This window comes from Caproiciproducens puteiluti, assembly GCF_052442865.1.
GTDB lineage: Bacteria > Bacillota > Clostridia > Oscillospirales > Acutalibacteraceae > Caproiciproducens.
Genome location: NZ_CP194790.1, coordinates 3,186,948 through 3,208,194, shown reverse-complemented (window position 1 = coordinate 3,208,194; position 21,247 = coordinate 3,186,948). Strand labels below are relative to the sequence as shown.

The 21,247-nt window shown below is 50.9% G+C and carries 21 protein-coding genes; 20 read left to right on the top strand and 1 reads right to left on the bottom strand.

What is annotated here, in order from left to right:
• The first annotated feature begins 180 nt into the window (after positions 1-180).
• The 11 genes from ACRQU7_RS15585 (at position 181) to ACRQU7_RS15535 (ending at position 10,160) form a co-directional block, all read left to right on the top strand.
• Positions 181-1,095: an NAD(P)-dependent oxidoreductase gene (locus tag ACRQU7_RS15585; RefSeq protein WP_038325643.1), complete on the top strand. Its 915-nt coding sequence runs from the start codon at positions 181-183 to the stop codon at positions 1,093-1,095.
• Between the two features lie 2 nt (positions 1,096-1,097).
• Complete coding sequence (locus tag ACRQU7_RS15580) at positions 1,098-2,546, top strand: lactate racemase domain-containing protein (protein WP_444641678.1); 1,449 nt, start codon at positions 1,098-1,100, stop codon at positions 2,544-2,546.
• Between the two features lie 127 nt (positions 2,547-2,673).
• A complete protein-coding gene (locus tag ACRQU7_RS15575) occupies positions 2,674-3,828 on the top strand; it encodes an ABC transporter substrate-binding protein (protein WP_444641677.1) in 1,155 nt (384 codons plus the stop codon).
• A gap of 102 nt (positions 3,829-3,930) precedes the next feature.
• Positions 3,931-4,767, top strand: coding sequence for an ABC transporter permease (locus ACRQU7_RS15570; RefSeq protein WP_444641676.1), 837 nt, complete (start codon positions 3,931-3,933; stop codon positions 4,765-4,767).
• Positions 4,764-5,576, top strand: coding sequence for an ABC transporter permease (locus ACRQU7_RS15565; protein ID WP_444641675.1), 813 nt, complete (start codon positions 4,764-4,766; stop codon positions 5,574-5,576). The genes ACRQU7_RS15570 and ACRQU7_RS15565 overlap by 4 nt, the downstream gene beginning before the upstream one ends.
• On the top strand, positions 5,552-6,313 hold the full coding sequence (locus ACRQU7_RS15560; protein ID WP_444641674.1) for an ABC transporter ATP-binding protein: 762 nt from the start codon (positions 5,552-5,554) through the stop codon (positions 6,311-6,313). Before ACRQU7_RS15565 ends, ACRQU7_RS15560 begins: the two co-directional genes overlap by 25 nt.
• Positions 6,314-6,332: 19 nt before the next feature.
• On the top strand, positions 6,333-7,085 hold the full coding sequence (locus ACRQU7_RS15555; RefSeq protein WP_141826146.1) for an ABC transporter ATP-binding protein: 753 nt from the start codon (positions 6,333-6,335) through the stop codon (positions 7,083-7,085).
• Between the two features lie 116 nt (positions 7,086-7,201).
• Positions 7,202-7,912, top strand: a complete 711-nt coding sequence (locus ACRQU7_RS15550) for a GntR family transcriptional regulator (RefSeq protein WP_038325637.1) — start codon at positions 7,202-7,204, stop codon at positions 7,910-7,912.
• A 34-nt stretch (positions 7,913-7,946) separates the two neighbouring features.
• Entirely contained in the window at positions 7,947-8,681 is a 735-nt protein-coding gene (locus tag ACRQU7_RS15545; RefSeq protein WP_444641673.1) for a sulfite exporter TauE/SafE family protein, read from the top strand.
• Positions 8,682-8,811: 130 nt separating this feature from the next.
• Positions 8,812-9,261 carry a DUF3842 family protein gene (locus ACRQU7_RS15540; protein ID WP_243122505.1) on the top strand — a complete coding sequence of 150 codons (450 nt, stop codon included), beginning with the start codon at positions 8,812-8,814 and terminating at the stop codon, positions 9,259-9,261.
• A gap of 110 nt (positions 9,262-9,371) precedes the next feature.
• Positions 9,372-10,160 (top strand): sulfite exporter TauE/SafE family protein, encoded by a 789-nt coding sequence (locus ACRQU7_RS15535; protein ID WP_444641672.1) that lies wholly within the window; start codon positions 9,372-9,374, stop codon positions 10,158-10,160.
• Positions 10,161-10,252: 92 nt separating this feature from the next.
• Here ACRQU7_RS15535 and ACRQU7_RS15530 read toward each other — a convergent pair whose 3' ends face one another.
• Entirely contained in the window at positions 10,253-11,773 is a 1,521-nt protein-coding gene (locus tag ACRQU7_RS15530) for a DUF4183 domain-containing protein (RefSeq protein WP_444641671.1), read from the bottom strand.
• 109 nt (positions 11,774-11,882) lie between these two features.
• Here ACRQU7_RS15530 and ACRQU7_RS15525 point away from each other — a divergent pair, with 109 nt between their 5' ends.
• The 9 genes from ACRQU7_RS15525 to ACRQU7_RS15485 all read left to right on the top strand — a co-directional run bounded on the left by ACRQU7_RS15525 (position 11,883) and on the right by ACRQU7_RS15485 (position 21,219).
• Positions 11,883-12,893, top strand: coding sequence for an NAD-dependent 4,6-dehydratase LegB (locus tag ACRQU7_RS15525; protein WP_444641670.1), 1,011 nt, complete (start codon positions 11,883-11,885; stop codon positions 12,891-12,893).
• Positions 12,890-14,074 (top strand): LegC family aminotransferase, encoded by a 1,185-nt coding sequence (locus tag ACRQU7_RS15520; protein ID WP_444641669.1) that lies wholly within the window; start codon positions 12,890-12,892, stop codon positions 14,072-14,074. The genes ACRQU7_RS15525 and ACRQU7_RS15520 overlap by 4 nt, the downstream gene beginning before the upstream one ends.
• A complete protein-coding gene (neuC, locus tag ACRQU7_RS15515; RefSeq protein ID WP_444641668.1) occupies positions 14,071-15,294 on the top strand; it encodes a UDP-N-acetylglucosamine 2-epimerase in 1,224 nt (407 codons plus the stop codon). Before ACRQU7_RS15520 ends, neuC begins: the two co-directional genes overlap by 4 nt.
• Positions 15,281-16,342: a GNAT family N-acetyltransferase gene (locus ACRQU7_RS15510; RefSeq protein ID WP_444641667.1), complete on the top strand. Its 1,062-nt coding sequence runs from the start codon at positions 15,281-15,283 to the stop codon at positions 16,340-16,342. The genes neuC and ACRQU7_RS15510 overlap by 14 nt, the downstream gene beginning before the upstream one ends.
• 14 nt (positions 16,343-16,356) lie before the next feature.
• The gene (gene neuB / locus ACRQU7_RS15505; protein WP_444641666.1) at positions 16,357-17,355 is read left to right on the top strand and encodes an N-acetylneuraminate synthase; all 999 of its coding nucleotides are present in this window, start codon (positions 16,357-16,359) and stop codon (positions 17,353-17,355) included.
• 44 nt (positions 17,356-17,399) lie between these two features.
• The gene (locus ACRQU7_RS15500; RefSeq protein WP_444641665.1) at positions 17,400-18,389 is read left to right on the top strand and encodes a Gfo/Idh/MocA family protein; all 990 of its coding nucleotides are present in this window, start codon (positions 17,400-17,402) and stop codon (positions 18,387-18,389) included.
• Complete coding sequence (locus tag ACRQU7_RS15495) at positions 18,386-19,321, top strand: Gfo/Idh/MocA family protein (RefSeq protein ID WP_444641664.1); 936 nt, start codon at positions 18,386-18,388, stop codon at positions 19,319-19,321. Before ACRQU7_RS15500 ends, ACRQU7_RS15495 begins: the two co-directional genes overlap by 4 nt.
• The gene (locus ACRQU7_RS15490) at positions 19,318-20,067 is read left to right on the top strand and encodes an acylneuraminate cytidylyltransferase family protein (protein ID WP_444641663.1); all 750 of its coding nucleotides are present in this window, start codon (positions 19,318-19,320) and stop codon (positions 20,065-20,067) included. Before ACRQU7_RS15495 ends, ACRQU7_RS15490 begins: the two co-directional genes overlap by 4 nt.
• 105 nt (positions 20,068-20,172) lie before the next feature.
• Entirely contained in the window at positions 20,173-21,219 is a 1,047-nt protein-coding gene (locus ACRQU7_RS15485) for a nucleotidyltransferase family protein (RefSeq protein WP_444641662.1), read from the top strand.
• Positions 21,220-21,247: the final 28 nt, after the last annotated feature.

Sequence of the window (21,247 nt, the reverse complement as noted above, 5' to 3'; positions counted from 1 at the left end):
CTGGTATTAATATTAATACCAGTTAGACCAAAAAATCACTTATATTCTGTAATGATGATAAAGATATCTTATGCATATTGATAAAATGATAACAGAATTACAAAATTATCTAAAAAAAGATGCCAAAATCTGTGGCCCTGAAACTTCCAAAATGACAAGGATGCAAAAGGAGGAATTCTCATGACAAGTTGGACAGAACCCGATAAGCCCATTGAGAAAATAGGCTTAATCGGTGTCGGGACAATGGGGAAATGTATGCTGGACAGCTTATTAAAGGCCGGATGGACTGTGGTTGCCTATGACAAGTTCCCTGCAGCGGCGGAGTATGCAAGATCTGCGGGGTGTGAAGTTGCCGACACACCGAAAACATTGACTAAAAGCTGCAAAGTGGTATTAATGTCTTTACCTGGACCGGTACAGATTGAAGAAGTGGTTTTTGGTACGGATGGTGTGTCCGAAGCGCTGAGCGGCGACCATGTTGTTATTGATACCAGCACCGTCGACCCCAATACCACAAAATCGGTTGCAAAGCGGATAGCGCAGCGCGGAGCCGCCTATCTGGACTGCTCGATTCTCGGCAGGCCCTCGGCGGTCGGAAAGTGGATGCTGCCGACCGGTGGAAGCGCTGAGGCGCTGGAATATGTGCGTCCGGTACTGTCGGCTTTCGCGGGGAATGCGATTCATGTTGGCGAATCAGGCGCCGGCAATGCACTCAAACTACTTAATCAGATGATGTTTTCCACGATCAATGCCATTTCTTCGGAAGTGATGGCAATCGCGGATAAGGTCGGGATAGATAAGAAAGTTTTCTTTGACACAGTGGCCTGCAGCGGGGCCGCGACCGTTAGCGGGCTGTTCAAGGAAGTAGGACAAAACATTGTCGCAGACGACTATAATCACCCCACCTTTACCGTTGACTTGCTGATCAAGGACACGAAGCTCGCCCTTCAGATGGCCAAGGACGCGAAGGCGCCTTCCGTCATTGCGGGAACCGTGCAGATCTATAATGAAATCGCAAGTGCAAATGGATTGGGTGGAAAAGATACCAGCGCGTTGTACAAAGTGTATGACCGCCATTACAAGAAGGAGAAATAATTATGAAGCAGCTGTCCTTTGAATATGGTCAGGGCCTTATGAACGCAAATCTGCCGGATAACACGGACGTATTTATCCCGGGTACGACCGTACCTGATCCGGCGTGTCTTCCGCAGGACTGGGATACTCTGTACAAGGCGACTCTCGATTCCATCCGTAACCCGATTGGAATGCAGACTTTGACAGAACTGGCACATAAAGGAAGTACGGTCGTCATTGTTATTCCGGATATCGTTAAGGGGGGCAACCAGCCAACGAGTCACCGCAAGGTCTCTGTCCGTGCCTGCCTTGACGAGCTGTATTCCGCGGGTGTGGAGAAAAAAGACATCCTGCTGCTGTTCTCCAACGGCCTTCATCCCCGTACGACCGTACAGGAAATGAAAACGATTCTTGGTGACGACCTGTTCCACGAGTTTTATTTTTCCGGTCAGATTACAAGCCATGACAGTGAAGATTATGACCATCTGGTCGATTTGGGATTCACGGAGCACGGCGACCATGTCATTATGAACAAATATGTATATGACGCGGATGTCGCGATCTTGATCGGTCATACTCAGGGGAATCCGTACGGGGCCTACTCCGGCGGCTATAAACACTGCGCGACGGGCATCAGCCATTGGAGAAGCATCTCAGCGCATCACGTGCCGGAAGTAATGCACCGGCCCGACTTCGTCCCTGTTTCGACACACAGTGAGATGCGCCATAAGTTCGACCAGCAGGGGATGCTCATGGAAGAAAAAATGGGCAAAAAGTTTTTCTGCTGTGACGCGGTGCTGGATACGTACTCCCGCCAGATTGAGATCAACAGCGGCTGGGCAAAAGAAATGCAGCCCGTGAGCTGGAAAACAGCGGACAAGCGCACGTTTGTTAAATGGGCGGATAAGAAATATGATGTAGTTGTGTTCGGTATGCCTACGGATTTCCACTATGGAAACGGTATGGGCACCAACCCGATTCAGATGATGCAGGCGCTGTCCGCTCAGGTCATCCGTCATAAACGGATTATGTCGGACCATTGTGTATTTATTGTTTCCAGTATCTGCGACGGCTATTTTCATGAAGAAAGATGGCCTTATCTGCGTGAGCTGCATGAGATGTTCCAGCATGATTACAATCAGGTACTGCCGGATATGAATCATTATGGAGAGTATTTCGCCACAAAGGAAGAGTACATTCGCCAGTATCGTTTTGCGAATGCGTTCCATCCGTTCCACGGGTTCAGCATGATGAGCTGCGGTCATATTGCGGAGATGGATACGAGTGCCATCTATATTGTGGGAGCCAGAGAGCCGGGAATCGCAAGAAGTATGGGCCTGAAAACCCGTGCGACATTTGAGGAAGCACTGGCCGATGCTGAGAAGAAGTTTGTCGGACCGAACCCGAATATTCTTGCCCTGCCGCAGACCTATAAGCTCGGCGCTGTTCATCTCTGTATGAAGGACGACTGATCTGTTCCCCAGCTCTTTGAAAATCCCTAAAGCATTTCGATAAAGGTTCAGGGCCAAAATATGGGCGTTCAAGAAGCTGGAATATTGAATTCCCATATTGACAATAAAATATCTGGGAGGTTTAAGTATGAAAAGGAAATTACTGAGCGCACTACTGATTTTGACATTGTGTACATCCCTTTTAAGCGGCTGCGGACAGGCACAGAACAGTTCGGAAGCCACATCCGGAGAAAAAAGCTCAACGGGAGGCAAGACAACTTTTGGCATTGAACCTTTTAAAGACACTCAAACACTGCGCGTGGGATATTTTGCCGGTTCCGCTCTTTCCATTCCGTTCTATATTGCGGATAAGGAAGGATTTTTCAAAGAACTCAATATTGAAGTCGATTACCAGACCTTTACCAATGGTCCGGCCATGATGGAAGCAAACGCCGACTGGGACATCGCCGGTGCGGGTTCTGCGGGCGTTTTGGTCGGACAGATCGGACACGACACACCGATGATCGGCATTGCCGACTATGAAGATAATCAGGGACTGTTTGTAAGAAAAGACAGTAAGATCGCACAGGATCCTACCAATCCCGACAACTGGAAGGGTACCACGTGGCTGTATCCCGTCGGAACGACTGCTCACTTTACGCTTGCGACACAGCTTGAAAAGCTTGGATTGAGTATGTCGGACATCAAATCGGTCAATATGGACGTATCAAGTGCGTTGAATGCATTTAACGGGGGACAGGGAGACGGTCTTGCAGTATGGAATGCATTTGCCTGCAACGCTGAAGATCAGGGTTATGTAAGAATCAACGATGCCGGGAAACTGGGTATCACCAATACCAGCGGCCTTGTATCCACACGGGAGGCGTTGAAAGACAAAAGGGAGCTTCTGACAAAGACCTGGGCCGTTTTTTACAAAACAGTGGACTGGATCAATGCCAGCGAAGAAAATAAGAACAAGGCGATTGCGTACTATAAAGATTCCTGCGACGAAGAGGGCATCAAAGTCGACGAAAGCCTTGCGAAACGTATTATGGATTACTTTAAATGCCCTTCCTTTGACAAGTCGATTGAGCTTATGACAAAAACGGTAGAAGACCCGAAAGGCCTGTATACGAAGAGACCTTTGCTGCAGGCGGAAAATGACCTTCTGGTGACAATGGATTTCTTTGTCAAGCAGGGAAAATACAAGGCTGAGGACAGGGTGAAATTATTGGATGACGGATTAATTGACCCCTCCATTGCCAAAGAAGCGAAAGCATTGGTGGAATCGGCAGCAAAATAATTTTCGGTAGATCCATCTATAAAGTTTTGATGTGCTTTTCCCCCGCGATTGCGGGGGAAAAGACAAAAGATATTTCTGAAAACGGGGAAGGGATGGAATAAAATGGACCAACCCAAGAAAAAATTCAGCAACGAGGAACGAATCGCATTTGTACAAAATCAAAAGAGAAAAAGTCAGTATTTTTTAGCAATGCTATCTGTAATAGGAGTGCTCGGTTTCTTTCTTATATGGCAGATAAGTGTTTCCACCGGATTGCTCTCCGAAAAATTTTTGGCGTCACCGTTAGCTATATTCAATCTGTTTGTTGTGAAGCTTACGGATCCGGCGCCGGACGGAGCGGTTCTGGGCGTAAATGTGTTAGCCAGTCTGCAGGTATCTTTGACGGGGTTTCTTCTGGCAATCCTTATTGGAATTCCGTTGGGCCTTTTTATGGGATGGTACAGAGGGTTCGACAGCTTTATGCGCCCTGTTTTTGAAATTATTCGTCCAATCCCTCCAATATCGTGGATCCCGCTTACAATCGTCTGGCTCGGCATTGGGTTACAGGCAAAAGCGTTCATCGTATTCTTTTCGGCGTTTGTCCCCTGTGTTATCAATGCATATACCGGTATTAAGCAGACCAACCCCGTCCTGATAAATGTTGCAAAGACATGCGGCGCCTCGAATTTTACAATTTTCCGGAAAATCGGCATTCCTTCATCCATGACAATGACCTTTGCCGGAATAAAGGTGGCGCTGGGGAATGCATGGGCCACACTGGTAGCAGCGGAGATGCTGTCTGCGTCGGCGGGCCTTGGCTATATGATATTGATGGGCAGACAGTTTGCGCGGCCTGACATTATTATTCTGGGGATTGTTGTTATAGGAATCATTGGCACATTGTTTACGGCCATTTTGAATATGGTAGAAAATAAGGTGTTAGGATGGAAAAAACTATGAAGAAACATATTGTATTAAGCGAATCGGAAAAAAAGGAATTAAGAAGGAAACAGATTTATAAGGTCCTTCCCGTGGTCTCCATTGTTCTGTTAATCGCCCTCTGGCTTTTCGCATCCAGCTTTGGAAATGCTCAGTTCCCATCCCCGATAGCAACGTGGGACCGGCTTCTTGAACTGCTGAGAAAACCAATCAAAAACCTGAGCCTGTGGGGACATATTCTGATCAGCTTACAGAGAGTGTTTACAGCGCTGCTGTTATCGTGGGTCATTGGAGTTTCTTTCGGTATCGTGCTGGGTTGGAGCAAAAAGTGCAACGCGCTGTTCGGGCCTATTTTTACCGCCTTCAGGGCAGTGCCTCCGTTAGCGTGGATTCCCCTGATTACAATCTGGTTTGGTACCGGGGAAGGGTCCAAAGTCCTGATCGTTTTTATCGGCGCATTGATGCCAGTTGTTGTCAATACACAGGCTGGTATGAGCAATGTCAATAAACTGTATCTGGATGTTGGAACAATCTTTAATGCGAACAGCAGGCAAATGCTGTTCCAGATTGCGATTCCCTCCGCATTGGATGCTATTTTCGCAGGCATACGTACTTCGGCAAGCGCAGGCTGGATGGTCGTTTTGGCGGCTGAAATGCTTGGCGCGAAAGCCGGAGTAGGATTTTTGATTACAAGAGGTATGGATTCGGGAGATCAAGCCTTAGTTCTCCTGTCTATGATTTGCATTGGCATTGTTGGGGCAATCCTTGCGATTGTCACACAGATTGCAGAAGGAGTGATATGTCCATGGACAAGAAAAAGGTCAAATTAAGGCTGGAGAACATATCTCAAAGCTATGTGGTAAATAACAAGGTGTTTGATGCGGTTTCCGATATCTCTCTGGATGTATACGATAATGAATTCTTAGTTATCCTCGGGCCGGGCCACTGCGGTAAAAGTGTGCTGCTCAATATTATCGGCGGCCTGGAAAAATCCGTGGAGGGAAATACCTATCTCGACGGAGAAAAGCTGGTTGGGAGCGATAAGCGCATTGGCATGGTGTTTCAGAAATTGGCGCTTATGCCTTGGAAAACAGTTATGGGCAATGTGGAGTTCGGGCTGCAGATGGCCGGAGTGAATAAGGACATACGCCGGGAAACCGTCCAGAAATACATTGATCTTGTTGGTCTGAAGGGATTCGAAAAGTCGTATCCCAATCAGCTGTCCGGCGGAATGAAACAGAGAGTAGGCATCGCCAGAGCGTATACCAATAATCCGGAAATACTTGTGATGGATGAGCCCTTTGGACAGTTGGATGCCCAGACAAGATATTCCATGGAAGAGGAAGTTCAGAGAATTTGGCAGCAGGAAAAAAGAACCGTTATCTTCGTAACCAACAATATTGAGGAAGCGGTTTATTTGGGCGACAGAATTGTCTTGTTGAGTGAATGTCCGGCAACAGTAAAGGAAATCTATGATATTGATTTGCCGAGACCTCGTGATACGATTGATCCAAAGTTTTTATCCATCCGTAAGGAAATATCTGAAAATACGGATCTTGCATTATAAATGCCGGGAGGAAAATGTCATGAGCGAGAGCAATCAGGACTATAAAATTGAAGTAAAGAACCTGACAAAATATTTTGGAAACCTCCATGTGTTGAATGATATTTCGTTCAATATTAAAAAGGGAGAATTCGTTTGCGTAGTAGGTCCGACCGGCTGCGGAAAAACCACGTTTCTAAACCTGCTGACCAGGATATACATGCCGTCCAAAGGCGATCTGTTCATTGACGGAGAGTCTGCAGACCCCAGAAAACATAATTTAGCCTTTGTGTTTCAGGAACCATCCGCCATACCGTGGCTTACGGTGGAAAAAAATCTTCGGTTTGGACTGGAACTGAAGAAACTGGATAAAAAGGTAATCGACGAGCGGGTCGAAAATATCATTTCCCTGCTGGGACTCGAAAAATTCAGAAATTCCTATCCCCATCAATTGTCCGTAAGTTCCGAGCAGAGGATCATCATCGGGAGAGCGTTTGCAATGAATCCCGACCTGCTGCTGATGGACGAGCCCTATGGGCAAATGGACGTAAAGTTAAGATTTTATCTTGAAGATGAAGTAATTCGTTTGTGGAAAGAACTGGGAAGTACCGTCGTATTTATCACCCATAATATAGAAGAAGCGGTTTACCTTGCAGAGCGGATCCTGATTATGTCGAATAAGCCTACAACGATTAAAGAAGAAGTGGTCGTTGATCTGCCGAGACCAAGAGATGTTACGGATCCTGAATTTATCAAAATAAGGAAATATGTAACGGATCAGATCAAATGGTGGTGAGGAGAGCATGCAGAGCCGGATTGCTTGTATAATGCTCGAAACCGTATTATAATAAAATTCATAAATTTATTCGGAAATTGGGTGTTTACATGTTATATCCAGGAAACGGAAAACCTTTGTTTATACAGCTTAAAGACACGATCCTTCAAAAAATTTCTGAAGGCGAGTATAAGGGTGGGGATAAACTCCCCAGCGAGCGGGAGCTTTCAGAGATGTATGGAATCAGCCGTGTTACTGTACGGCAAACACTCAACGAGTTGGTAAAAGACGGCGTACTTGTCAAAAAACAGGGTAAGGGAAACTACGTTGCGATTAAAGTAATCGATCATAAGCTGGACAGTCTCATGGGCTTTGTAGAGGAATTTGCCATCAAGCAAATGAAATGCGAAGTCGTTGTTCGAAAACAGGAGTATGTTGTGGCCCCGCCGGAAGTGTGCGCCGCTATGCACATTGAGCAGGACTTTAAAATGCTGATGATTATACGTCAGATTTATGTTGACGGGAAGACTCTCGGTATTGATTATACATATCTGCCGATGAATGTGGCATATCTGCTTGAAGGCTTGGATTTCCACAATGATATTGTCTACCCGGTTTTGGAGAAAAACGGGTATAAAATCACTACCGCCGATCAGGCCATCACGGCGGAAACCCCCACTCTGGAGGAAGCCGCCCTGCTGAATCAAAAGGTGACCACTCCGGTACTGGCGATACAGCGCGTCACCTATGTTGAGGGCGACCGTGCGATCATGTTCAATCGTACGGTTTATCTGGCGGATCGATATCGTTATACTCTGACGCTCAAACGGTATCACACAACCTTTTAATGTATGGCGGCCGTGAAGCCGCCTGGGAGGTACTATGTTTGAATTTCAGATGACCAATCTGTTATGGATTGTCGTCATCAACTTTCTTGCTGCCTTTTTGCAGGCGTCTGTTGGTTTCGGATATGGTATTCTTGCGATGGCCCTGATGCCGCTGGTGCTGCCGATGCGTTTATGTTCGGCAATTTCAGCAATTACTGTAGTCGCTATCGGCCTGCAGATGGTTGCGATACTGCATAAGAATCTATCTTTGCGTACCGTCCTTGTCCCGGTGCTTTGCTGCCTGCTCACGACTCCTTTGGGGATGTATATTTTAATGCACAACTCTGAAAGGATGTTACGCATTATTCTGGCGGTTTTTATCCTGCTGCTGACAGTATATTTCATTATCTCTCAGAAACATAGGCTGGTGATCAAAAAGTCGTTAAAAAATGCGGTCCTGTTTGGGTTGGTGACGGGAATCTCCACCGGAATGTTTAATATTGTAGGCCCGTTTTTTATGATCTATTATTTCAGCATCTGTGACGACCATCTGAACTTTAAAGCAAACATAGAATTTAGCTTCATTATTGCAGGCCTGTATTCTACATTACTGCATTACCTTTATGGGAATATTACGCTGGATGCAGCACCCTACATCGTGTCTGCGTCGGCAGCGGCGATAGCCGCGGGCTTCCTTGGGCTTTATTTTTTTCGCCGGCTCGACAGGGGGAAGATCTGTAAGATCATCTATGTCGCTTTGCCTGTAATGGCATTTTTATTGATAAAATAAAACTGTAAATAAATTACGGACCTGTCGGTCAGCCCGCTTCCACAGCGGAAGAAACGCTTACCGTACCGGCTGCTTCATTTTTATTGGTTGCTGAGACCCTCAGAAAGTGAATGCATGAAAGGAATACATTATGTCAAAAAAAGAAATCTTGATATCTGTTGTAGACGGGCAAGGCGGAGGTATCGGTAAATCTCTTATGATAAAGCTGAGAGAAAACTTTCTCAAGGGGAACGGTGTGACTCTGTGTGCACTGGGTACAAACTCCATAGCCACAAACTGCATGATGAAAGGTGGGGCTGATATCGGCGCTACCGGGCAAAATGCGATTGTTCAAACGGCTAAACAATCAGACATTATTTTGGGCCCTTTGGCAATTATTTCAGCAAATTCGATGCTGGGGGAGTTAACTCCGGCTATGGCTTTTGCGATCAGCTCTTCTTCCGCTCAAAAAATACTGGTTCCTCTTAACCGATGCAGGATTATGATTGCATCGGAAGTCAGCTCTACTACAGATTCTTATATTAACCACTGCGTTATGCTGGTAAAACAGTACATAAAAGAATTATCCATAGAAAAATAATATTGATTTGGTAATGGAGGTTTATGAAATAAGGCAGCCTAAGCAATTGCCATGACTGGCTGCGGTTTCAACAGATTCCTTCATATTTGATAAAACAATGGGGGCAGCTTATGCTTTGGCTGTTTTTTTTAGTCAGTCTGTCGGCTTCGGTTATCGGCGGAATCTGCGGCGTAGGCGGCGGCGTAATTATCAAGCCTGTGCTTGACGCCGCCGGCGTTATGAGCGTCAGCAGCATCAGCTTTCTTTCAGGCTGCACGGTGCTTTCCATGTCTGTTATCTCCGTGCTGAGAAATTCCAGAAATCGCGGGATGATCGATGTCAGGACAAGCACGCCGCTTGCTGTTGGTTCCGTTTTCGGCGGGATTATTGGGAAATCGTTGTTCGATATTCTGAAATCCCTGCTCCAAAATGAAAACCACCTGGGCTCGGTACAGGCGGGCCTGCTGTTAATTGTTACACTGGGTGCACTTCTGTACAGCGCTTATTCCGGCAGAATTCGTACCTGCCATGTGAGCAGTCTGGCGGGATGTGTCCTGATCGGTTTAGCACTGGGGGCTATTTCTTCCTTCCTTGGTATTGGAGGGGGACCTATCAATCTGACGGTTCTGTTCTTCTTTTTTTCCATGGACATCAAGAAGGCTGCCGCCAATTCTCTGTATATCATCATGTTTTCGCAGCTCGCAAGCCTTTTGCAGACTTTGATCAACGGTTCCGTCCCGCCGATCAGTGTGCTGATCCTTGTTTTTATGGTTGTGGCGGGGGTGACCGGCGGTATGATCGGCGGCCATTTAAACCAGAAAATTTCAGAGGAAACAGTGGACCGTTTGTTTATCGGCTTTATGGCTGTGATTATTGTCATCAATCTTTATAACATCGTTAAATTTACCGTGCTGAGCTAATCTGATCCGCCTGTTTGAACCGGCGGCGAAAAACAAACAGAGCGTACGACCTTGTGTCATACGCTCTGTTTGTTTTTTGGAGGATATGCTTATTACAAAGAGGGGCGTTCCTGTTTCGGAATGCTTCCGTTTTTTTCTGATGCTTCGAACTGCTTTTGGACCGTTCCGAACTCCCGCAGGGAAGCAAGCTCTTTTTCCGGCACTTCCGAGTATCTTCTGATCCACCTGCGGAAGGCGCAATCGGAGATATCGCATCCGCACACGGGCCCTTCGGGGTGGTGGTTGACATACTGCAGGGAAATGGGGGCCCCCTCTATGGGGGCGTCCTGCGTTTTCAGAATGAGATAGCCCTTTTGAACCGCGTAATTGACGCCCGGCTGAATGACGCCGTTGACAAACAGATTCAGATAGGCGCTTTGCTTCGGGTCCGGAATGCCTTTGTCGCCGTACATCAGCAGCTGATCCTGATCGGTATAGACTTTTTCCTCGTTGGAGCGGGCGTTGAACTGATACGTTTCCGTCTTGAAAAGATGGCCGTCCGGGTCCCTGATGACCAGCGCCTCCAGAATGACCAGCTGATTTTTTTCGGGAACGTCCGTCGTGGTCAGCTCCAGAAGCCCTTTGCGGACGATATGGTTTCTGGTCGGCTGCAGCACACCGTTGACATAGAGATTGAAGTACGAGACCTCTTTCGGGTCTGGGATGCCCCGGCCGCCGTATTTTTTCAGTTCGTCTTCATTCGTAAAGACCCTTTTCGTGCCGTCGGAAACGGCGTTGTACTGATCGTTGATCACCCGCATCTTCTGATTGGAGTCATTCCGGAGGGTGACGAACAAAATCATCACCGCCTGCCCCGCGGCAGGCGCGTTTTTTGTTGTCAGCTGCAGAAGGCCTTTTGTGATTACATAGTTTTTCTTCGGCTGCAGAACCCCGTTCACAAACACATTGCAGTAGGAGACCTCCCGTGGGGACAGAATCCCTCTGTCACCGTATTGGGTGAGTTCGTCCTGATTGGTGTATGCTTTTTTGACTCCGTCCGATAAAGCGTTGTACTGGTAAATCTCCGCTTTTAAGGTCATGCTCTGATAGTACAGGGAGGTTCCGCTTTTGAAAAGGACGGAATCGTAGATTCTGTCAGCATGGATGCAAACCGCATTTTTTACCGTAAGGGAAGAATCCACCTCCGGAATCCGGAGGTTTACTTTTAATCTGGAATCGACGGCGGTGTCGACATTGATAAAAATTTTGACCCGGTCGGTACCGGTATCGCTTTTGGGATAAACCGGCACGGCACAGCAATGAAAGCTGCTTACCGCAAAATGGAGCAGAGTCCCCCGGGGCGCGTAAAGGGAAATACACCGGATGATGCTGAACGGAAGAGGGGCCGACATCGTGCTCCCGTCCAGAGACACAGTGACGAAGCCCTCCAGCAGAACGGTCGCGATGCTTTGGACGGCTGTTTTCCCGTCCGGGAGCCTGATCTGCTCCTGAGGACGGTCCTTTTGGGACGATAGCTCCGTATAGCGAACCGCGCCCGGTTCGCATGGGTTTAAGGCGTTGCCGTTTTGATCTGTTAAACGGCAGGTAATCAGGGGGAATTTACTTTTTAACATAAGATTCACTCCATTTTGCAAACGCCGACATTCTCCAGGGGAATTACTTCTATTTTTTACATGGCGGAATATATTATAGAATAGCGGAAACTTTGTCAGGAGGAATAAGATGAACTTCGATGGGAAAAGAATTCTGGTTACCGGCGCGGACGGTTTTATCGGTTCCCACTTGACGGAAGGTTTGGTCAGAAAAGGAACCAGTGTCCGCGCCTTTGTCTGTTACAATTCGTTTAACTCCTGGGGCTGGCTCGACCAGTCCCCGGCTGAGATTAAAAGCAGTCTGGAAGTGCTGGAAGGGGACATCAGGGATCCTTACCGGGTAAAAAAAGCAATGGAAGGCTGCGATGTTGTTTTTCACCTGGCCGCTTTGGTGGCGATCCCTTATTCATATTATTCTCCCGGTGCATATATTGACACGAATATGAAGGGAACCTTTCACGTTTTGCAGGCGGCGCGGGAGCTTGGGACGGAAAAGATCATCCACACGTCGACCAGTGAGGTCTACGGGACGGCCCGGGCGGTTCCCATACCGGAAACCCATCCTTTGCACGCGCAGTCCCCCTACGCCGCGTCAAAGACCGGAGCCGACCAGCTGGCTCTTTCTTTTTATGATTCCTTTCACACGCCGGTCGCCGTCGTCCGTCCGTTCAACACCTACGGACCCAGACAGTCGGCCCGGGCGGTCATCCCGACCGTCATTACCCAGATCGCCGCGGGCAAACGGAAAATCCGACTCGGTTCCCTGACTCCCACCCGGGATTTCAATTATGTCCGGGATACGGTACGGGGATTGATAGAAGCCGCCGGGTGTGACGCAACAGTCGGCGAGGTCGTCAATATCGGCAGCAATTATGAGGTTTCCATAGGAGAAACAGCACAGCTCATCGCGGAGGTGATGGGGGCCGAAATCGAGATAGAAACCGACCCCGAGCGGGTGCGTCCCCCCAAAAGCGAGGTGGAGCGCCTTTGCGCGGATACCGCCAAAGCTTCCGGCCTGTTCGGCTGGAAGCCGGAGTACGCGGGCAGGGAGGGGCTGAAACGGGGACTGAAAGAGACCGCGGAATGGTTCAGCGATCCCGAACATCTGAAGCTGTATAAGACCGACAGGTATAATCTATGAGTACGGCAAAAAACGAGGATATTTCAAATATCCTTTCCGCGCTGAAAGAAGTGCTGAACGGGGCGGAGAAGCCCGTTCCGCTGCACGAACCCTGCTTTCGCGGCAGGGAATGGGAATATGTGCGGGACTGCCTCGACTCGGGCTTTGTGTCGTCCGTGGGAAGCTATGTGGACCGGTTTGAGGAGCAGCTCGCTCAGTTTACGGGAGTGAAGCGCGCTGTGGCGGTAGTCAACGGGACGGCCGCTTTGTATCTGTGCCTCAGGCTGGCAGGGATCGGGCGGGACGACGAGGTGCTTGTCCCCGCGCTGACCTTTGTCGCCACGGCGAACGCGGTGTGCTACTGCGGAGCCATCCCTCATTTTACAGACAGCGATCCGGATACGCTGGGGGCCGACCCTGAGAAGCTGGACGCCTATCTTGCAAAAATAACCGACCAGCAGGACGGCTGCTGCCGCAATCGGATCACCGGGCGGCCGATCCGGGCTGTGATCGCCGTGCACACGTTCGGTCATCCCGCCGACCTCGACCCGCTTCTGGAAGTATGCAAAAAATATGGGCTGGAGCTGATCGAAGACGCCGCGGAGTCTCTGGGCAGCTATTATAAGGGCGTCCACACCGGGAATTTCGGAAAGCTTTCCTCCCTCAGCTTCAACGGCAATAAAATCGTCACCACCGGTGGGGGCGGGGCCGTCCTCACGAACGACGAAGAGCTTGCCGGATTGGCCAAACATATCAGCACCACCGCAAAACTGCCGCACCAGTGGGCTTTTCTCCATGACTGCGTCGGGTATAATTTTCGGATGCCGAACATCAACGCCGCGCTCGGATGCGCCCAGCTGGAGCAGCTGGATGGGTTTATCCGAAAGAAACGGGCTCTTGCCGAAAAATATCGGCAGGCCTTCGCGGATGTCCCCGGAATTTCTTTTTTCCGCGAACCGTCCTGCGCGAAAAGCAATTACTGGCTGAACGTCCTGCTTCTTGACCGGGAGGATACGGCCCTGCGCGACCGTATCCTTTCCGAAACCAACCGGCAGGGGATTCTGACCCGCCCGGCCTGGACTTTAATGAGTGAATTGCCAATGTTCCGGGACTGTCCCCATATGGATTTGTCCGCGGCGGAAAGTCTGGAACAGCGGATCATCAACGTTCCCAGCAGCGCCCATCTGGGGGAAAGCCCATGAGCGCCGCAGTACGAAAAATCTGTGTTGTTACGGGAACGCGGGCGGAATACGGGCTGCTGAATCCCCTTTTAAAGGAACTGGAACAAGCGCCGGAATTTCAGGTGCAGCTGATCGCGACGGGCATGCACCTGTCGCCGGAATTCGGGCTGACGTACCGGGAAATCGAAGAGGACGGCTTTCCCATCGATAAAAAAGTGGAGACGCTTCTGTCGAGCGATACCCCGGTAGGAATCGCCAAGTCCGTGGGGCTAGGCGTGATCGGCTTCGCGGACGCTTTCTCGGAGCTGAAGCCAGACCTGCTGGTGGCGACGGGCGACCGGTACGAAATGCTGGCGGCTGCCCAGGCCGCGCTCTTTGCAAAAATTCCCATCGCCCATATCGGCGGAGGGGATACGACGGAGGGTGCCTTTGACGAGGCCATCCGGCACAGTATTACAAAGATGTCCCAGCTTCATTTTGTGACCAACACGGAAGCTGACCGGAGGGTCAGGCAGCTGGGCGAGAACCCGTCCCATATTTACAACGTCGGCAGCCTTGGAATCGACCGGATTCTTTCCCTGCCCGGAATGAGCCGCACCGAGCTGGAAAAATCGCTTCCCTTCCGGTTTCTGGAAAGGAATCTGCTGATTACGTTCCACCCCGTCACGCTGGACGCCAAGGACTCCGGGGAGCAATTCCGGGAGCTGACGGCGGCCCTGCACAGCCTGGGCCCCGACGTGGGGCTGATCTTCACAAAGCCGAACGCCGACCCGCAGGGGCGGGAAATCATCCGCCTGCTGGACGGTTTTGCGGCCTGCCATCCGAATGCCGCCGTGTTTCCGTCCCTGGGTCAGCCGCGCTATTTCAGCCTGATCGCTCAGGCGGACGCGGTGGTGGGGAACTCCTCCAGCGGGATTTACGAGGTCCCTTCCTTCCATAAGCCGACGGTCGACATCGGCGACCGTCAAAAGGGCAGGCTTTTTGCTTCTTCCGTTATTCACTGCGCTGCGAAAAGGCAGGAAATAGAAAAAGCGGTTCGGGCCGCGTTTACTAAAGACTGCTCGGACGCGGTCAATCCGTACGGAATGGGCGGAAGCGCGCAAAAAATCGTCAGGGCGCTCCGGTCTGTTCCGGACTATCGACGTTTGCTGAAAAAGCATTTCTATCAGGCGGGGTGTGCGGAAATCCGGCACGGGGAATCCGGGCTTTCCAGAGTGGGGGAGAACAATGGGAACTCTTGAGATCATTCCTTTTGAAAAGCGGGAAAACTGGGACGCAATCGTCCGTTCTTTCCCCCGGTACGACGTGTACTATCTCAGCGGATATGTTTCCGCTTTCCGCTATACGGGGGACGGCGACCCGCTTTTGCTTTCTTATCGCGGGGAAAAGCTGCGGCTTTGCTACGTTGTGCAGCAGAACGATATCGCCGATTTTCCCCCTTACGGCGGAATTCTGGAGCGGGGGCGGTATTTTGACTGGTCAACACCCTACGGCTACGGCGGACCGCTGACAGACGGCTTTGATGGGCGGGAGGTCGGGGATTTTTTCAGACAGCTCAACGACTACTGCCGTTCGGCCCGGATCGTGTCGCAGTTCATTCGCTTCCATCCTCTCCTTCAGAATCACAAGGTTTTTGAGGGAAGCTGCGAGCTGTGGAAAAACAGGCAGACCGTTTTTATCGATACCGCCGATCAGGCCGTGATCAACGCCAATCTGGAATCGAGGTGCCGGGGCGCTGTCCGTAAAGCGCTGAAAAATCATATCCGGATTGAAAACGGCCAGAGTGAGGAAGCCCGGCGGACCTTTGTCCGGCTGTACTACGATACCATGCACAGAAGAAACGCCGCCGACTATTATTATTTCAGCGAGGAATTCTTCAACGATTTTTTTGCCAATACGGCTGACTGCTGCCGCCTGTTTTACGCGGTGTTGGACGATGAAACCATCTGTTCCGCAATCATCCTGTACTGCAACGGACGGATGCACTATCATCTTTCCGCGGCGCAGAGGGACTCCTTTTCTTTGTCGCCCAATAACCTGCTGCTTTACACGGCGGCGTGCTGGGGGGCCGAAAACGGATACCGGCAGTTTCACCTCGGCGGCGGTGTGGAGGCGCAGGATAGTCTGTTTCTATTCAAGAGATCCTTTCATAAAAAAGGCCTGGCGGATTATTATATCGGGCGAAATATCTTTTGGGAAGAAGCCTATCGGGAGCTGCTGGATATCCGCGCGGCTTCGGACAAAGACTTCCGCCCGGACAACGGCCGACTGATCCAGTACCGGGCGTAACGGGGGCAGGGCAAATGAAAAAAACACTGATCGTGGCGGAAGCGGGCGTAAACCATAACGGCAGAATCGATCTGGCCTACCGGCTGATTGACGCCGCCGCGGAGGCCGGAGCGGACTATGTGAAATTCCAGACCTGGAAAAGCGAAGCGATCATATCAAAATACGCAAAGAAAGCGGCGTATCAGAAAGAGACCACCGGACCGGAAGAGTCCATGCTGGACATGGTCAGAAAGCTGGAACTGTCCTTTGAGGATTTCCGGCGGCTGAAGGACCACTGCGACGCGGCGGGAATCGGGTTCCTGTCCACTCCGTTTGACACGGAAAGCGCCCGGTTTTTATCCTCTCTGGGCATAAAAATCCTCAAGGTCCCTTCGGGCGAAATCACGAATCTGCCGCTGCTGGAAACCGTCGCCGGGCTGCCCGGCTCTGTTTTTCTGTCGACCGGCATGAGCGAGCTCTGGGAAATCCGGGACGCCGTCTCCGTCCTGCAAAAGAACGCGAAGAAAGACGTTACGGTGCTGCACTGCAACACGCAGTATCCGACGCCCATGCGGGACGTCAACCTGCGCGCCATGCAGACCCTGAAAGAACAGCTGGGGCTGCCGGTAGGCCTGTCGGACCATTCGCAGGGAATCGAGGTTCCGATTGCCGCCGCGGCGCTCGGGGCCCGGGTCATCGAAAAGCATTTTACGCTGAGCCGCGGGATGGAGGGCCCCGACCACCGGGCGAGCATAGAGCCGGATGAACTCTGCAGGATGGTCACGGACATCCGCAATGTCGAGCAGGCACTCGGCAGCGGGGAAAAGCATGTAACGGATTCCGAAAGGGAAAACCGCAGCATTGTCAGGAAAAGCATCGTCGCGTCCCGAAAGATTTTCAAGGGCGAGGTGTTTACGGCGGACAATATTACGTCGAAAAGGCCGGGGACGGGGATTTCCCCGATGCGCTGGTACGACGTTCTGGGAGCGCGGGCCGTCCGGGATTTTGAGGAAGACGAAGGGATTGAGTTTTAGGCGGGAGCGGATTTTACGGCCGGTGTTCAGAAAGGAAATTTGCGATGAAGCTTCTGGTGATTGGTCTGGGCTCCATGGGCAGAAGGCGGATTGGACTGCTCTTAAACCACTTTGACGGCATTGCGGTATGCGGGGCCGACCTCCGGGAAGAGAGAAGGGCACGGGCACAGGCGCTTTTCGGCATCCCCGTTTACGCGGATGCAAACACGGCGGTCGAACGGGAAAAACCGTTTGCCGCTTTGGTCTGTACTCCCCCGGCCAGCCACGGCGCCGTCATTCTGGACTGCATGGAAAAGGGGCTGCACATTTTCAGTGAAATCAACCTGCTTTCAGACCGGTATGAGGAGATTTTACGTGCCGCCGAAGAGCACCGGGTCAAACTGTTTTTGTCCTCCACCCTGCTTTACCGCGGAGAGATCGAAAAGATCAGGGACTGTGTTCTGGGGCAGCGGGAAAGGGTGAATTACCGGTACCACGTCGGCCAGTACCTGCCGGATTGGCATCCGTGGGAAAACTACCGCGATTTTTTTGTGAGCGACCCGCGCACCAACGCCTGCCGGGAGATTTTTGCGATTGAACTGCCGTGGATTCTGCATACCTTTGGGAAGATAAGGCGGCTTACGGTTTTCAAAGACCACCTTTCTTCGCTGGAGCTCGGGTACCCCGATAATTATTTCGTTGTGCTGGAACATAAAAACGGGAACAAGGGAATCTGGATCGTAGATGTCGTCTCCAGAAAAGCCGAACGGAACCTTCTTGTCTATTCGGAAAAGCTGCACCTTGCCTGGGATGGAACGCCGGATAGCCTGTACCGATACAATATAGAGGAAGAAAGGACGGAAAGAATAGAAACGGATTCCAACGTGCTCAGGGATGAAAAGTATGCGGAGACGATCACGGAAAACGCTTATCTGAAAGAGCTCAGGATATTTGTCGACAAAATAACCGGCGGAAAAAACAGGGAACGGTATACCTTTGAGGAGGACCGGAAAACCCTGCGGCTGATCGACAAAATCGAGGGGAGGGAGCCTTGAAGGTCTGTTTCTGCGGGCTGGGCTCCATAGGGAAACGCCACCTCCGGAATTTGACCGCCGTTGCCCGCGGGCGGAACCTACCATTGGAAATCTACGCGCTGAGAAAAACCGGCGCGGCGCTGGATACGGAAACGGAAGCGCTTCTTGCCGGGCAGCTTTTTGGCGAAGAGGAGCTCGGCAGCGATTATGACATCGCCTTTATTACCAACCCCACCAGCCTGCATTATGCCGCAATCCGGACAATGGCGGGCAGGGCAAAGCATCTGTTCATTGAAAAGCCGCTGTTTGACGGCGGGGATTACCGGCTGGAAGCCCTGCACCTGAACCCCCAAGGCGTGTATTATGTCGCGGGGCCGCTGCGGTTTTCGCCCGTGATTCAAAAGCTCGGGGAAATTCTACCCGGGGAACCGGTTTACAGTGTCAGGGTCATCTGTTCCAGCTATCTGCCGGACTGGCGGCCGGGCGCCGACTACCGGCTGGTGTACAGCGCCAGAAAGGAGCTGGGCGGCGGCGTCGCGCTGGACCTGATTCATGAGTGGGATTATCTGGTCGCTCTGTTTGGCTTTCCGCAAACGGTTTCCAGTGTCTTGGGGAGATATTCGCGCCTTGAAATCTCCAGCGAGGACCTGGCGGTCTACCTTGCCCGGTACCCGGATAAAGCGGTCGAGGTGCATCTGGATTATTTCGGCAGGGTGCCGAGGCGGGAAATAGAAATTTTTACTGAAAACGGCACCATTACCGGCGATCTTCTGTCAAACACCCTTTCGTTTACGGACGGCAGGGAACAGCTTCGCTTTGAGGAAGAGGAAAATGAAAGCTATCTCAGGGAAATGCGCTTTTTTATCGATCATATTTGCGACAGAATTCCGTACAGCAATCTTCGCCGCTGTCAGGCAATTTTAAATATTGCTTTGGGAAAGGAGGTCCCATGAACATTCTGATTACGATCTGCGGCAGAGCCGGTTCCAAAGGAATTCCAAATAAAAACATGCGGCTCTTTTTCGGGAAACCGCTGATCGATTATTCCATAGCGGCGGCCTGTCTTTTTAAAAGAAAGCACCGTTTTGATACGGTGGACGTCTGTGTCAACAGCGACAGCGACCAGCTTTTGAAAATGGCCGAACCTTACGGCCCGATCTGCATCAAAAGACCGGAGGAGCTTGCCCTGGATGTGTCCCCCAAGCTTCCGGCCATCCGGCACTCGCTTCACGAGATGGAGCAGGAATTCGGCAGGCAGTACGATTATGTCGTCGATCTGGATATCACGTCGCCCTTGCGCAAGACCACGGACATCGAATCGGCGCTTGAGAAAGCCATAAAAAATCCGGATACGGATGTCGTCTTTTCCGCAGTCCCCTCCAGAAGAAACCCCTATTTCAATATGGTGGAACAAAGGGAAGGGGAAATGAGGAAGGTGCTGGACGGCGGCTTTACGGCTCGGCAGCAGGCGCCGAAGGTCTACGACATGAATGCGTCGATCTACTGCTACCGCAGAAACAGCCTGTACAGCAAGCTGAAACAGTCCCCCCTTGACGGCAAATTCGATATTTTCCTGATGCGGGACACCGCGGTGCTGGACCTTGACTGCGAGGACGATTTCAATCTTCTGGAAATACTGGCGTGCTATTTCTTTCAGGAGGAATTCAAAGAGCTGTACGACTATGTCAGCAGGATGTAAGGCGGCGCAGGAGCTGACGGCGGGCCCGGACGGAGCCGGAACAGAGATTCCGGCATATAATGAACAACCGTTTATTAAAAATACTGCATGGAACAGGGGCACGCCATGAACGACTGGGAAAAAATCCTGATATCACCGGATACAAAAATTCAGAAAGCCATTGAGATCATTGATGCGAGCTCCCAGCAGATCGCCGTGGTAACGGACCGGGACGGAAAATTGCTGGGTACGGTTACGGACGGGGACGTCCGCCGTGGAATCCTGAAGGGCATTCCGCTGAGCTGTCCGGTGGAAGACATTATGAACCCCCATCCGGTTACGATTCCCGAAATGAAGGATCAAACGAGCATCCTGAATATTCTGAAAGTCAATAAGCTCCGGCATCTTCCCGTGGTGGACGGCACGGGCCGCGTAACGGGAGTCGAGTGGATCGACGACCTGATCCAGCTGTCCAGAAATGACAACTGGGTCGTGATCATGGCGGGGGGAGAGGGGAAACGGCTCAGCCCGCTGACGGACGGCTGCCCGAAACCGATGCTGAAAATCGGCGGCAAACCCGTATTGGAAACGATTTTAAACCAGTTTATCAAGCAGGGCTTTTATCAGTTCTGCTTTTCGGTCAACTACCTGTCGGAACAGATCCGGGATTATTTCGGCGACGGCTCCAAATGGGGCGCGGAGATCCGGTATATTATGGAGAAGGACGTGATGGGAACGGCGGGTTCTTTGAGCCTGTTTCCGGTAAAAACAGACCGGCCGGTCATTGTCATTAACGGGGATATCCTGACAAAGCTGAGCTTTGAGCAGCTGCTCAATTTTCACCTGAGCCGTCAGGCGCGGGCAACCGTTGCTGTGACTACTTATGATTTTCAGGTCCCGTACGGGGTGGTAAAAGTCAATAAAGACACGCTGATCGGGTTTGACGAAAAGCCCGTTTACGCCAGCTTTATCAACGCGGGGATTTATGTGCTGAATCCGGATGTTTTGAGCGATATTCCGAACTCCTATTTTGACATGAACCGTCTGCTGGAAAATATGCTGAAAAACAAGGAACCGGTCTGCATCTTCCCAATTCGGGAATATTGGATCGATATTGGAAAGCCGGAGGATTATCATCAGGCAAGTCTGGATTTTCCCGGGGTGTTCCTGTGAACTGCGGCCGGGCCGCAAAGGGACGCCC

Coding starts and splice junctions, on each gene's coding strand:
- ACRQU7_RS15540 (WP_243122505.1), top strand. CDS start 8,812: ATGTCAAAAAAAGAAATCTTGATATCTGTTGTAGACGGGCAAGGCGGA.
- ACRQU7_RS15510 (WP_444641667.1), top strand. CDS start 15,281: ATGGGAACTCTTGAGATCATTCCTTTTGAAAAGCGGGAAAACTGGGAC.
- ACRQU7_RS15490 (WP_444641663.1), top strand. CDS start 19,318: ATGAACATTCTGATTACGATCTGCGGCAGAGCCGGTTCCAAAGGAATT.
- neuC (WP_444641668.1), top strand. CDS start 14,071: ATGAGCGCCGCAGTACGAAAAATCTGTGTTGTTACGGGAACGCGGGCG.
- ACRQU7_RS15585 (WP_038325643.1), top strand. CDS start 181: ATGACAAGTTGGACAGAACCCGATAAGCCCATTGAGAAAATAGGCTTA.
- ACRQU7_RS15525 (WP_444641670.1), top strand. CDS start 11,883: ATGAACTTCGATGGGAAAAGAATTCTGGTTACCGGCGCGGACGGTTTT.
- ACRQU7_RS15530 (WP_444641671.1), bottom strand. CDS start 11,773: ATGTTAAAAAGTAAATTCCCCCTGATTACCTGCCGTTTAACAGATCAA.
- ACRQU7_RS15575 (WP_444641677.1), top strand. CDS start 2,674: ATGAAAAGGAAATTACTGAGCGCACTACTGATTTTGACATTGTGTACA.
- ACRQU7_RS15565 (WP_444641675.1), top strand. CDS start 4,764: ATGAAGAAACATATTGTATTAAGCGAATCGGAAAAAAAGGAATTAAGA.
- ACRQU7_RS15500 (WP_444641665.1), top strand. CDS start 17,400: ATGAAGCTTCTGGTGATTGGTCTGGGCTCCATGGGCAGAAGGCGGATT.
- ACRQU7_RS15485 (WP_444641662.1), top strand. CDS start 20,173: ATGAACGACTGGGAAAAAATCCTGATATCACCGGATACAAAAATTCAG.
- ACRQU7_RS15580 (WP_444641678.1), top strand. CDS start 1,098: ATGAAGCAGCTGTCCTTTGAATATGGTCAGGGCCTTATGAACGCAAAT.
- ACRQU7_RS15545 (WP_444641673.1), top strand. CDS start 7,947: ATGTTTGAATTTCAGATGACCAATCTGTTATGGATTGTCGTCATCAAC.
- neuB (WP_444641666.1), top strand. CDS start 16,357: ATGAAAAAAACACTGATCGTGGCGGAAGCGGGCGTAAACCATAACGGC.
- ACRQU7_RS15570 (WP_444641676.1), top strand. CDS start 3,931: ATGGACCAACCCAAGAAAAAATTCAGCAACGAGGAACGAATCGCATTT.
- ACRQU7_RS15535 (WP_444641672.1), top strand. CDS start 9,372: ATGCTTTGGCTGTTTTTTTTAGTCAGTCTGTCGGCTTCGGTTATCGGC.
- ACRQU7_RS15555 (WP_141826146.1), top strand. CDS start 6,333: ATGAGCGAGAGCAATCAGGACTATAAAATTGAAGTAAAGAACCTGACA.
- ACRQU7_RS15560 (WP_444641674.1), top strand. CDS start 5,552: ATGGACAAGAAAAAGGTCAAATTAAGGCTGGAGAACATATCTCAAAGC.
- ACRQU7_RS15520 (WP_444641669.1), top strand. CDS start 12,890: ATGAGTACGGCAAAAAACGAGGATATTTCAAATATCCTTTCCGCGCTG.